Below are 12136 nucleotides of genomic sequence, written 5' to 3'. Positions count from 1 at the left end.
CATAGTCAAAAACCGTACGATATAAAAATATTTCTAACTATTTTCATTTTTTCAGAGGCAACTGTATAGGGCTTTTCTTCGTGCAAGTTCTCTTCGTTCATTACCCATGCCAAATCTATAAAATATTGTTTAGAAGTGTAGCAAGGGTTTGTTAATGGTTCAATTCTTCTTCCACAACTATTTTTGTTAGCAAAAACTTTTATTGTTTTAATAGTCTTTTGTTTAATTCCCACAATGCTGTTTTGTTGCTATCCCATTTCAAAAGCGTTACTGCTTCCTCAAAGCATAACCATTTATAATTAAAGTGTTCTTTAGATAATGATATGTTTTTTGTAGGGACTTTAACTCCAAAAGAAAATTCTTTTATTACATAAACCTCTTCTCCCCAAAGGAATCCTCTAACTACATCCTCTACTGGTAGTGAAGACACAGAATCTAATTGTATATATGGACATTCTCTTGTAATACCAGCCTCTTCAAACGCTTCCCGTTTTGCTGATTCAATAGGAATCTCACCGACTTCTCCGCCACCAGCTATTCCTTGCCAATAACTATAATCACTTCGGTTGAAAATAGCATATTGAATGGAATCAGTAGTTTTTATATAAGGAAATATCAATACTTGATATGGCGCTCTCATTGCTTAAGCTCCTCTCAAAAAATAAGTTTTAAATAAATATAAATAAAGAGCCGACATCACAATTCTACATTATTAATGCAGGTTTATAATGTCGGCCTTCTATTTTTAAAGAATTTTATTTTTCATAAACAGGCTTACTCTTAACAGAGGGAAAACTGCTTATTCCTTGTCGAATTTGTTTAGCATGGTTCTTCCTAAATGTTAGCAGTACCCTATATTATTCAATTGCGCCAGCAACATCATAATCATTTAAATCTAACTCAATTGGTTGTCCCAGCGCTAATTTAGCAAGTTCCGCTCCTAAGTATGGACCAGCTGTTAAACCCGAAGCTCCTAATCCATTCGCAACGAGAATTCCTTCAAAGTTAGGTAGTGGTCCGATAACAGGTAAGAATCCTGGTGTGAATGGTCTGAATCCAACTCTCGTTTCAAGCATTGTAGCATTTTCTAAGCCAGGTGCAACTGCTAATGCCTTATGGAATACTTCATGTAAACCACCTGCTGTTACACGATGATCGAAACCAGTATCATTCTCATGTGTTGCACCAATTACGACATGCCCATTGTCAAACGTTAAAATATATTGATCGTTCGGTGGCATAACAACTGGCATATTTTCTGTTGCTGTATTCTCGATTTGCAGATGAACAATTTGTCCTTTTTGGAATGTAACTAAGAAATTAATTCCTAATGGATTCAAGATTTCATTCGCCCATGCGCCTGCAGTTACAATAACCTTTTCTGCTAAAATTGTTTCATCGTTTACTGTAACTCCCGTAATATGATTTCCTTCACGGACTAATATAGCATCGCCTTTTATTAAAGTTGCACCATGTTTTTTCGCAGCACTTATTAATGCATTGCGTAATAATCTTCCATTTACTCGTGCAGCACCACTAATATGAACAGAACTATATTCGTCTGATAATGCTGGGAATAATTTTTTTGTTTCTTCAGCTGATAAGCGAGTGATTTCACCAATCTCTGGGGCATCTTCACGTCGTTTATAAGCTCGCTCTTCCATTTGATCTAACTTTTTCTCTTCAGTATGTAAACTAATTGCACCTACACGATTATATCCTGTGTCAGTTTCACCGTCTTCTTCTAATTGCTGAATTAACGAAGAATAGTAACGTGCACCGCCTTTAACAATTTTATACCATGCTTTATTACGACGCTGCGATAGCCATGGACATACAATACCTGCTCCTGCATCAGTTGCTTGTCCTAATTGTTGGCGATCCACGATAGTAACATTCGCACCTGCCTTAGCAAGATGATAAGCAGTAGACGCTCCTAAAATTCCAGATCCAACTACAATATACGATTTCATTTCAAACACCTTTTCTCTTTTGCTAATTATATAAATATAAGAACATTCCTTAGTATAATGGAAGGAATGCTTTTTTCAATGTACTCATCACAATTAATTGTTGCAGCATTGTGACTTTCTTAATCATTATTTTTTCTTCTTACGGAATAATTCAATTGTTTTATAGCCTTGTGAAAGGATCTCTATCATTTTCTCTAGACGTTTTTCACGTGTTTTTTCTTGTTTTACAGAAAAAAGATTACGTGCCCAATCTTTCTGATATCCAGGCGTTAAACTTTGATAAAACTTAAGTTCATTCGGATGATTAGCTAATAATGCTTCAACATCTTTAATTCGATCTGCATAATCGGCAACACATTGACTCATAGCAGATGTTTTCGTTGTTTTTTTCTTCTCGCGTTTTAAACCTACAACAGTAAAGACTTCATCCATACTTACCATTCGTGCAAATTTAATGTCGCTTTCTCCCACATAACCATCTTCTCCAACGTTTAATGCCGGAAACATCTCATCACGGTGAATAAACGTACTATAACGAGCATTACCTTTTTTCGGATATGCGAAGAATACGTAACCTTTTTCAATTAGTAATTCTTCATTACTAATAATAAAATTCGTTTGTTTCACCATTTCATCAAGCGTTTCTACAAATATAAAGATAGCATCGTGTTCTTTTGAGAATGCAGTTTCTTTACCTGTAAAAATGTCATAATCACTTGGTTCGTTAATAACGACCATATTTGTATACTTATTAAGTTTCAATTTATCAATAACTGACATAATAATCTTCCTTTACATTCAAAATTCATTGTACATACTTTTTCGTACTGTTCTAGTGTATTATATGTATTAAGAAAATCAAACTTTAAATCGTATTATTCTGCTGCAAAAGAACATAATTCTTTACTAGATGGGGTGGTTTTATGCCATATGTAATTCGAGATGAAGGGCTAGTTTTACAAGGGGATGATGGAAAAGAACCAATTTTTCATACATATGAAGAAGCTGAGAAAACATTAAAAACACTAACTATACCGCAGTTTCCGAAACATATTAGAAGAAAACCATTTACACCAAAAATAATAAAGATAGCCGCTTCTGAATAAGAACCGGCTATCTTTATTATTCATAACTTAATAGCAAATAAAGTATATAAAAACTCTTTATATTGATCTTCTGTAATTTCATGCTTAGTTTTTTCCCCACGAATAGCTTCAGTTAAACTTGTATTCGTTAATGAAATATGACCGGAGTTCGTCAACTTTACTGCAATTGGTCCTTTATTAAAAATAGACTTCTCATCTTCTATCACTCTTCTTTGAACATCGTTTACTATTATCTCATCAATATTATGTTTATAAAAAGCATGACAAACTTTCCATTCTCCATCAGTATCTATTCTTTCTAAAACATAATTTCCCTTACTCGTATCTTTTCGTCTCACCCGGTACGAACCATTTTTTGAAGAAACAGACTTACCAGTAAAAGGTACAGGAACAAGAGGTACTAACGAAGCTATACCTACATCAATTAAATACTGTACATTATCATAAGTTAAAATAATTGTTATATGGCCATCCTCAAGTGCCCATGCATTTATATCGTTTTTATAAACCGTACCTAATGCCAGTTGTACATCATAGCCACAGTCTCTTAAGAAATAGTAAAAAAGAGTATTTAATTCGTAGCAAAGTCCACCACGGGAACTAGTTAAAATTTTCTCTCGTAAGTTTTCCAGAGAGATTTGATTCGTATTTCGTGCTATAACATCTAAATTCTCAAATGGTATAGTGTGTGCAAATGAAAAGAGTATAGTAGGTAATTCTTCAAACGTTACTTCATTACGTTTTTTAAGATTTAATCTTGTGAAAAGCTGATTTTGTAAACTTGTCATAATTAGCACCCCTTAAAAATTTATAAGTTTAAATAATATATGCTGATTGTAAATTTTAAGGGGCACTGTAACAATTTACATTTCATTTAACTGTACCGGTACAAAAATTACGATTCACAAGGTAAATTAATAGAAGGCGTCATTACAAATGTCTTTTCTGTAATTACTTCTTTTTGGGGAAAATCAAAAGCTACGAATATAAATTTAATAGTTTATCTATAGGCAAATTATTAATATCACTTAAATCAACAAAATAGTGAAGTTGCCACGTTTGGCTCCTTTTAGCTTGATTGCTAACAGTGGTATCCCAAACAGGATAAATTCTCATTGCCATTTTCCCTGTTTGACTTTGTGTTCTCAATATTTTTTCTTTAAGAAGAATCTCTTTAGGAAAAATAAATTGTCCTAGTTTATTATCAGCAATACAAGTGATTACTAATAAATCAGGAGCAGCTTCATAAGAGAAAGCTCTATTTCGCATATTTTCATCTTTCTCCCAAAAAGAAACAAATTGACCAATTTTATTAGGAGTAACTTTTGATTTTCTAAAACGAATGGTTTTGTTATTTAAGTGGAATAAACATCCTGCATATTCTGCGTTTTGCTTTTCTTCTTTTATATTCGTAATCATTAAATTGTTAGGTTTGTAAACTATATTGTTTAAATCACGGATCGTATCATTAAAATTGTTCAAGAAAACTCCCCCTTTATTCATCTCTTAGTTTACCACAAACATCAGTTCTTCTATATCGTATATAATCATGAACTAAGTGAAATGGGGGAATTTAGCAGGATATAATTATTACTTTAATGTACTTAGTTTTTCAATTGCTTGTTGTTCAGTTGCTAAGTAAAAAATATCTTTTCCTTTATTACATTCATAAATAAAATCCTTTAAGCTTTTACTAGTATACATAGAGAAATCTCCAACAATAGCAATCTTTACCTTGTAGTTTATAAACTTTTGAAGGATATCGCCCGCAAGCCGTGTTTTTAGATCAAAGAAATCTTCACTTATTAAAGATTTATGGATAATAATATGTTTCGCATCTACCTCATATTGAACTGTTGCCATAGTATCTAATGCAGACTGAACATCCGATATTAATACCTTATCGTTCCTAATGACTGCAATATTGATTCCATCGATTACTACTTTCTTTATTTCCATAGTCCCACCCCTTTATAATTTATACAGTATGAGTAAAATTGTTTTACAAAACTTCGTATTAATCATAGATTAAATTAGCTTCAGCTATTAAAATGGCCTCTATTTTTTGTTGTAAATATATATTTTTTATTGCTAATACGGTCAATGAAATTAATGATAGTTTCTCTTTTTTATATTTTTGAATATATATGAGATTACTTTTACTTGTTATAAAAATATTGTGGAGTAACATAACTTAACAAACTATCCAAAGTGTTAATCTCGGCATACGGTTGTATTTTGGTAGTATTCTTGATCTTCTGAGGGTTAAACCACACACCTTTTATATTTGCATTTTGAGGACCAGCAATATCCTTTTCTAAGTCATCTCCAACAAATAAAGTATTTTCCGGTTGTAAATTTAACTTATTTAATGCTAGTTCGAATATACGTTTATCAGGTTTACTAAATCCCACTTCTTCAGAAATAATGATTGTTTCAAAATACTTATTTAAATTCGTGTTAAATATTTTAGCTTTTTGCCTCTGAGTTGAGCCATTTGTTATAATTCCAACTTTAAAGTGCTTCTTTATTTGATTTAAGAAATGAATAGTATTTTGGTCTATTGAAAAACATCTAGGGAAATTATTATTCCAAAAATCTTGGATGTAATTGCGTGGCAATCTATACTTCGGCGTGAATTCATCAAACAATGATTCTAAAACTGTCGTTTTATTACTTATGCCATATTCTCTTTTATCGTGTTCTTTGAATTTCTGTAACATGTTGCTTTTAGCCGCACCATCTACATTTTCATAACACTTTTCTAAAACAATTAAAAATAATGCCTCTACTGCTTTATCCCTATCAAGTAATGTATCATCTAAATCAAACAGCATCGCTTTATAACCCATCAAATCATTTCACAACCTTTCTCGCATGATTTAAATAATCCTTAGTTCACACCTTAATCGTTTACTAAATTAGCAAAAAACTCTAAAGTTTGTGAAGTACACTCTATAATTTCGCTAGCTTTTTTTATATTGAAATTCATTTCCGTTTCCCCTTCTAGTAAGTAGCGAAAGTATATGTTCACACAGTTTAAGAAATCACATGCAGTTCCCAATATTATACATTGGTTTTTTAGAAATATAAATCGTTCAGCTTTTCATACGATAAGTTTTTTCAAGCATACAATTATTTTTTCATAAAAAGGAATATGGCTAATCATATTTTTTGGAGAATACACATTCTTGAAAATGAAGCTAATACGTTAAACGTCCTATGAAGTTCCTATTGTATCTCCACATAAACTCCAGATAGTACGGCTATAATGACTACCAGAGGTGATATTATGAAAAACTATCATATTCTCGTGGTAGAGGACGATCAAGAAATTCAGGAATTAATTAAACAATTTTTAATGACGCAGCATTATACAGTGATAGTCGCTTCAGATGGACTAGAGGGTATGACACAATTTAATAAGCAATCATTTGATTTAATTCTTCTAGATGTCATGATGCCCAATCTTAATGGGTTTGAAGTTTCTAAAATGATTCGAAGTCAGTCAAACGTACCAATTATTATGCTAACTGCGTTGGAAGAAGAGGAAGATCAAATGAAAGGATTCGACCTTGGGATCGATGATTATATAACAAAGCCCTTTTCGTTTCATGTTTTGATTAGACGAGTCGAAGCTGTACTTAGAAGAAGTTATGATAAAAATGTAAATAATCATTTGGTATTTAAAGAAGTGTGCATTGATGTTGATGCATATAGAGTATATGTAAATGACGTTGAAATTATATTAACGACAAAAGAGTTCGAAATTCTACAACTACTATTTCAAAATGAGAGAAAAGTACTGACAAGAGAAAATATCGTAGAAAAAGTTTGGGGATACGATTATTTTGGAGAAACACGAATAATTGATACACATATTAAAAACCTACGCAAAAAATTAGCTATCCCTTATATTAAAACAATAAAGGGTATTGGTTATAAAATTGATGAATAGTATTGTAAAACTCATGAAAATGAAGCAAATTACTTATAAACTCTTTATGACTACATCTCTCATTTTGTTATCCTTTGCAGTGTTGATTTATTTAACTTTATATTTCTTTCTCCCTACGTTTTATGAGCAATACAAAACAGATCAACTTCAAACAGGGATAAACGAAATCATTGATAAGTCTAAAAATCTTACGTTTCAAGATGCGATACCACTTTTTGATGAATACGCAAAAAAAAATAATGCGATGCTTTATCTTCAAAATAAAGAAGGAGTAATTATTTACTCTCCTTCATTTTCTTTTATTCAAAGTGGTACGCAAAAAACAGTAGTTACTAAAGCAACACGATTCGAGAATGCAAGTACCCTCAGCAATTCATATAATGTTACGAAACCAATTCAATTCCAAGATGGTAGTTTAACGCTTATAGTCTTTGCTACATTTCAACCGATTGATGAAGCTTCACAGGTTTTAGTACGCTTTCTCCCCTATATTAGTATCATTGTGCTCGTTATTGGTATAGGGAGTGCTTATTTTTATTCCAGGTTTATTACAAAGCCACTTATTTATATTAATGAAGGTGCACAAAAGATGGCAAATTTAGATTTCTCCGAAAAAATTGAGGTTCGCTCTACAGATGAGTTAGGAGAATTATCTAATAGTTTGAATGACATGTCTATTAACTTACAACAAGCTATGTTTGATTTAAAAAAAGCAAATGAACAATTAAAAAATGATATTGAAAAAGAAAGAGAAATAGAAACAAAACGCAGAGAGTTTTTTGCGATTGTAGCACATGAATTAAAGTCCCCTCTTACTGTAATGAAAGGATACTTAGAAGGAATGATATACAATATTGGCCCTTATCAAAATCGCGATCAATATTTAAAGAAGAATCATCAAATTATTGAAAGTATGGAACAATTAGTTCGTGAAATTTTAAGCGTATCGAAATTAGAACAACACACCTTCAAACTAAAAGTAGAGAAAGTTAATCTTTCAAAATTAATAGGTACAATTACAAAAGATCTCGAATTTTTTGCTTCTCAAAAAAACATCGAAATAATAAAAGAAATTGATTTTGACCTTTCTATTTATACAGATTGTGCTCTTTTAGAAAAAGCATGTAAAAATATTATACACAATGCGGTTATGTATTCACCACATAATGAAAAAGTCTATATAAAGTTAAGTGAGGATTCGAAACAAGGTCAAATCAAAATGCAAATTATAAATACAGGTGTCAATATTAAAGATGAAGATTTACAACAAATTTTCAAACCATTTTATCGAATTGAAAAATCAAGAAATCGAAATACTGGAGGAAATGGTTTGGGGCTATATATTGTTAAACAAATTCTTGAAACACTAGATATAAAGTATTCAATGAAAAATATGGAACATAGTGTGCAATTTTGCATGAGTATTCCATTATCTAAACATAAAAACAAACAAACTCTCCTTTAAATAGGACGAGTTTTTTTGTTTTTGTAGTAAGTATAAACTTATTAACAGGTTTTTCATTTGATGATATGTATGTTCTTAGAGCTGCTTTTGATAAGCAATCTGTGCAAGATCTTCTTGGGAATTTAATAGTTGTTCGCCAATCTACCCTGCATTTACTTAGAAGCTTAGATAAAGAAGCTTGGTCACAAAGAGGAAATGCGAATAATTCTGAAGTTACAGTTCGTGCATTAGCATACATTATTGCTGGTCATGAGCTTCATCATCTTCAAATTATAAAAGAACGTTACCTTGGTCCTGATTTATATCCAGCAACTTAATATTTGAAGAAAATGAGTCCTATTTATGTAGTGCTCTTTTTCAGTATTTATAACGAATTAGCGCTTAGAACCATGGCAATTAAATGCATTTATTTATAAAATTCACCACATAATATTTATGCTATCCCTTCTTATTCTGTACATAATTTTCTTTAGGCTGATATACTATAAACGCAATAGTTCTGGAAAGGTGATGATAGTATGTATGAACAACAAAATAATAGAGATAGAGATCAAAAAATGATGTTTTCTATGCAAGGAGTTCCCACAAATAAAATTAACATGCATCAATTACCTAAATGGATTAGAATTTTTGGCTATTGTGCGTTTGGTTGGATAATAGTATTTAGTTTAATTATGATTGTAGGTTTAATTCTGCAATAACTATACAGAGTAGGTAAACGGGACGATATTTAGGTCATACATCTAGGTAATGTCCCGTTTTTTATGTGTGATTATCCCATGATATAGGTAACCAATTATAATAAAAAGAACCTGTAGAATATCCTACAAGTTCTTTTTATTATATTATTAAAACGGGAACAACAAACTATTTTAACATTCAGTACAGGGAGACCATTTTGATTATGGCTTGATTTTATTATAAATCAAATATAAGCTTTTGAAAGGTCTAGATTTTGAAAATTATGTGAATTAAAAAGCTACGATGTTTATATTAGATTTCATTTACGACCAACTTCTTCTTACTTAAATACACTGCACGATCTGATTTTTTAGCAACCTCCTGTGAGTGCGTCACAACAATAATGCATTTATTCTCTTTATGTGCAAGTTCTTGAAATAGTTCTATTATATCCATTGCAGTTTCCTCGTCGAGGTTTCCTGTCGGCTCATCTGCAATCAGTAAATCAACATTACAAGATAGTGCTCGAGCAATTGCTACACGCTGTTGTTGTCCGCCGCTTAGTTGCAGGACGTTTCGTTTCGCTTCAACTTCTGTGAGTCCTACCCTTTCTAACAATTCTAATGCTCTTGCTGTTTTATTTTGCACTTTAACACCCGTAATTTCCATTGCTGTTAAGACATTTTGAAGAGCTGTCATATAGGTTATCAAATTATAAGATTGGAAAATTACAGATACATTTTGATTACGGTATCGATCCAAACCAATTTTTCTAATATCTTTACCATTATACAGTACATAACCATTTTTAGGGACATCCAGTCCACAACCTAAGCTCAGAGTTGTGGTTTTACCAGATCCAGATGGTCCTAAAATCGTGTAGAAATGTCCTTTTTGAAAAGAAAAGTTAACATTATCTAGTATCGCTACATTTTTCCCATTACTTTCATAATAATAATCCAAATTTTTAAACTGTAAAATCGTCTCCATATTAAGCCTCCTCATTCATCTTTTAAAAGAATTTGTTTTGGGTTTAAACGTAGAATAGATAATGATGGAAGAAGCGTTGCTATTATAGCAATAGCCAGTCCAATTCCACCCATTTTCCCTACATCTTCTCCTGTTACACTTACATCAATTTTATCAATTGGATCTTCTTTTTGGTTTTGTAGAGTACCACCAGATCCAGCCATCATTACAGTACCATGTTGCGAAGTATCTGTTTCTTCGCTTGCAGTAGCAATTTCATTCGAAAGTAAATTATCCCCGATATATTGAGAAACTTTAGCTCCTGTTGTTATGGATAATCCAAATGCTAAAATAGCGACACACACTACTTCTACTACGAATTGCGCTATCAATTTCCACTTTTTCTCTCCAATAGACAATAGAATTCCCATTTCTTTACGACGTCCTTTAATTGATAGCATAATGATTAATCCTAAAATAATTGCACCTGCAATCGATACAATATAAATAATCATTTGAGAAGTCGAAGAGATATTTTCGATAGGACCAATCATTTGCTTGTACAATGAATCATGCGCATCTAATTTATAATAATTAAAATCAATGTTAGATTTTTTTGCTTCTTTTTTAAATGCATCAATATATTGTGGATCATTCAAGAAATACACGACTTGACCACTACTTATACCTTGGTCTACTTCTAATTTTTTCATAGTTGAATGCGGCATATATAGTTTATTAGCTGGATCCATAATAGGAGGAGCCTGTTGACCCATTGCTTGCTCATTTGTTTCGTAAATGCCGATAATTTCAACCTCAAGAGTTTCCTTCTTATCCCCTGATTGTACTTTAACTTTGTCTCCTACTTTCAAATTGTTTAATTCCGCTAATCGTTTTTCCATTAAAGCTACATTCTGATCTTTCATTTGCTCTGTTATTGGTTTTCCATCAATGATTTTACTTTTTCCGTTTTTAAAGCTTTCTTGTAATGCAGTCTTGCGAACTCCCTCAATCATAAAAGAAGCATTCATATCTATTTCTGTACCAGAGCTTGAACCGCCTCGCGCAGCCGTCATTCCCACTTTACCTTTTCCTTCTTCTTCTCCTTCTGAAGCTCCTACTAGTTTAAGCCCATCAGAAATACCGAAAGTGTTAGCTATGTAATTATAATCTTTTACATACTTGGACTTCGCTAATTGATCTGTTTCTTTTGCATCGAGCTGCGGCGGATTTGGCATTTCTCCAGTTTCCTTAGCTTTTTGACCTATTTTGTCGAAATCAAGACCTAAAGTAACATCTGCACCAAGTTTTTTTCTTGCAGCATCCGCTGCTTTTTTTGATGCATTTTGGATTGTGAAACCTGAAAGAACCAAATTTGTAACAATCAGAAAAACTGCCATCAAAATTAATGATGTTCCTATCCTTTTTTTCATACTGAGAATTGCTCGTTTCATAAAATTCATTTTTCTTACCTCCTTGATAACTTGTATTCTATATAGGTTATCTAGAGTTTATATGGAGCTAATCGGTAGTTTAACTAGAGATATAAGGAGTTTATGTGTAGTTATTCATTTACCTGTTCAAGAAAAACTAGAACACAAATTCAAAAATGCAGTCGTTTTTGAATATTGGTAAGGAGTTAGTCAATTTAAGAGACTTATAGAAAAGAGAGGTTAAGCTTAATTTAATGTATATAATATAAAAAATATATTTATTGTATAATTTCTATACAATAAATATAGAGAAGCTATTTGTGAATATCTAGATGGGAATTGTTAAGTTCCTCATAGAAATTACATCTTTTAATAAGAAAAGAAACAAGTTAACATTCTTTTATAAGGATAAGAATATTAACTTACTTCTTAAATTTTAGTATAAATTATTTATTGTAAGCTTTATAATATAATATGCAAATTTATCACCTATTTTTATAATTCAAGCACCTACTATTAGGAAAAGAGAATATTTCCTAATTAATTTAAAA

Annotated in this window: 13 protein-coding genes and 1 pseudogene; 5 read left to right on the top strand and 9 right to left on the bottom strand. The window is 31.6% G+C overall.

Features of this window, described 5'->3' with window-relative positions; genetic code table 11:
- Positions 1-199 precede the first annotated feature (199 nt).
- The 3 genes from ES895_RS21570 to ES895_RS21560 form a co-directional block, all read right to left on the bottom strand.
- Entirely contained in the window at positions 200-640 is a 441-nt protein-coding gene (locus ES895_RS21570; protein ID WP_001202618.1) for an NUDIX hydrolase, read from the bottom strand.
- 217 nt (positions 641-857) lie between these two features.
- Positions 858-1973, bottom strand: coding sequence for an NAD(P)/FAD-dependent oxidoreductase (locus ES895_RS21565; protein ID WP_097998995.1), 1116 nt, complete (start codon positions 1971-1973; stop codon positions 858-860).
- A 126-nt stretch (positions 1974-2099) separates the two neighbouring features.
- Positions 2100-2753: a YdeI/OmpD-associated family protein gene (locus tag ES895_RS21560; RefSeq protein ID WP_000110844.1), complete on the bottom strand. Its 654-nt coding sequence runs from the start codon at positions 2751-2753 to the stop codon at positions 2100-2102.
- Between the two features lie 143 nt (positions 2754-2896).
- Here ES895_RS21560 and ES895_RS21555 point away from each other — a divergent pair, with 143 nt between their 5' ends.
- Positions 2897-3079 carry a hypothetical protein gene (locus ES895_RS21555; protein ID WP_001147161.1) on the top strand — a complete coding sequence of 61 codons (183 nt, stop codon included), beginning with the start codon at positions 2897-2899 and terminating at the stop codon, positions 3077-3079.
- 20 nt (positions 3080-3099) lie between these two features.
- Here the strand turns inward: ES895_RS21555 and ES895_RS21550 are convergent, their stop codons facing one another.
- The 4 genes from ES895_RS21550 to ES895_RS21535 form a co-directional block, all read right to left on the bottom strand.
- Positions 3100-3867 carry an arylamine N-acetyltransferase family protein gene (locus ES895_RS21550; RefSeq protein WP_000202805.1) on the bottom strand — a complete coding sequence of 256 codons (768 nt, stop codon included), beginning with the start codon at positions 3865-3867 and terminating at the stop codon, positions 3100-3102.
- A gap of 190 nt (positions 3868-4057) precedes the next feature.
- Positions 4058-4561 carry a MepB family protein gene (locus ES895_RS21545; RefSeq protein WP_135238632.1) on the bottom strand — a complete coding sequence of 168 codons (504 nt, stop codon included), beginning with the start codon at positions 4559-4561 and terminating at the stop codon, positions 4058-4060.
- Between the two features lie 108 nt (positions 4562-4669).
- Positions 4670-5038: a DUF4180 domain-containing protein gene (locus ES895_RS21540; protein WP_000403462.1), complete on the bottom strand. Its 369-nt coding sequence runs from the start codon at positions 5036-5038 to the stop codon at positions 4670-4672.
- Between the two features lie 200 nt (positions 5039-5238).
- The gene (locus tag ES895_RS21535; RefSeq protein WP_135238645.1) at positions 5239-5931 is read right to left on the bottom strand and encodes an HAD family hydrolase; all 693 of its coding nucleotides are present in this window, start codon (positions 5929-5931) and stop codon (positions 5239-5241) included.
- A gap of 440 nt (positions 5932-6371) precedes the next feature.
- On the opposite strand from ES895_RS21535, the gene ES895_RS21530 reads away from it, so the two are divergent.
- The 4 genes and pseudogenes from ES895_RS21530 (at position 6372) to ES895_RS21515 (ending at position 9203) form a co-directional block, all read left to right on the top strand.
- On the top strand, positions 6372-7037 hold the full coding sequence (locus tag ES895_RS21530) for a response regulator transcription factor (RefSeq protein ID WP_135238631.1): 666 nt from the start codon (positions 6372-6374) through the stop codon (positions 7035-7037).
- Positions 7030-8502 (top strand): sensor histidine kinase, encoded by a 1473-nt coding sequence (locus ES895_RS21525; protein WP_001084897.1) that lies wholly within the window; start codon positions 7030-7032, stop codon positions 8500-8502. The genes ES895_RS21530 and ES895_RS21525 overlap by 8 nt, the downstream gene beginning before the upstream one ends.
- A gap of 41 nt (positions 8503-8543) precedes the next feature.
- Positions 8544-8819, top strand: a pseudogene (locus ES895_RS21520) (DinB family protein); the annotation flags it as partial.
- A 201-nt stretch (positions 8820-9020) separates the two neighbouring features.
- Positions 9021-9203 (top strand): hypothetical protein, encoded by a 183-nt coding sequence (locus ES895_RS21515; RefSeq protein WP_000273232.1) that lies wholly within the window; start codon positions 9021-9023, stop codon positions 9201-9203.
- 292 nt (positions 9204-9495) lie between these two features.
- Here the strand turns inward: ES895_RS21515 and ES895_RS21510 are convergent, their stop codons facing one another.
- Together ES895_RS21510 and ES895_RS21505 are read right to left on the bottom strand one after the other, a co-directional pair.
- Positions 9496-10173, bottom strand: a complete 678-nt coding sequence (locus ES895_RS21510; RefSeq protein ID WP_000447855.1) for an ABC transporter ATP-binding protein — start codon at positions 10171-10173, stop codon at positions 9496-9498.
- A gap of 11 nt (positions 10174-10184) precedes the next feature.
- On the bottom strand, positions 10185-11615 hold the full coding sequence (locus ES895_RS21505; RefSeq protein ID WP_001010214.1) for an ABC transporter permease: 1431 nt from the start codon (positions 11613-11615) through the stop codon (positions 10185-10187).
- Positions 11616-12136: the final 521 nt, after the last annotated feature.

This window comes from Bacillus sp. 007/AIA-02/001, from assembly GCF_004634455.1.
In the GTDB taxonomy this organism is placed as follows: Bacteria; Bacillota; Bacilli; order Bacillales; family Bacillaceae_G; genus Bacillus_A; species Bacillus_A cereus.
Note: the sequence above shows the minus strand (reverse complement) of the source record. Positions and strands in the feature narration are given on the sequence as shown.

Coding starts and splice junctions, on each gene's coding strand:
- ES895_RS21530 (WP_135238631.1), top strand. CDS start 6,372: ATGAAAAACTATCATATTCTCGTGGTAGAGGACGATCAAGAAATTCAG.
- ES895_RS21560 (WP_000110844.1), bottom strand. CDS start 2,753: ATGTCAGTTATTGATAAATTGAAACTTAATAAGTATACAAATATGGTC.
- ES895_RS21565 (WP_097998995.1), bottom strand. CDS start 1,973: ATGAAATCGTATATTGTAGTTGGATCTGGAATTTTAGGAGCGTCTACT.
- ES895_RS21550 (WP_000202805.1), bottom strand. CDS start 3,867: ATGACAAGTTTACAAAATCAGCTTTTCACAAGATTAAATCTTAAAAAA.
- ES895_RS21525 (WP_001084897.1), top strand. CDS start 7,030: ATGAATAGTATTGTAAAACTCATGAAAATGAAGCAAATTACTTATAAA.
- ES895_RS21570 (WP_001202618.1), bottom strand. CDS start 640: ATGAGAGCGCCATATCAAGTATTGATATTTCCTTATATAAAAACTACT.
- ES895_RS21510 (WP_000447855.1), bottom strand. CDS start 10,173: ATGGAGACGATTTTACAGTTTAAAAATTTGGATTATTATTATGAAAGT.
- ES895_RS21555 (WP_001147161.1), top strand. CDS start 2,897: ATGCCATATGTAATTCGAGATGAAGGGCTAGTTTTACAAGGGGATGAT.
- ES895_RS21535 (WP_135238645.1), bottom strand. CDS start 5,931: ATGGGTTATAAAGCGATGCTGTTTGATTTAGATGATACATTACTTGAT.
- ES895_RS21515 (WP_000273232.1), top strand. CDS start 9,021: ATGTATGAACAACAAAATAATAGAGATAGAGATCAAAAAATGATGTTT.
- ES895_RS21505 (WP_001010214.1), bottom strand. CDS start 11,615: ATGAATTTTATGAAACGAGCAATTCTCAGTATGAAAAAAAGGATAGGA.
- ES895_RS21540 (WP_000403462.1), bottom strand. CDS start 5,038: ATGGAAATAAAGAAAGTAGTAATCGATGGAATCAATATTGCAGTCATT.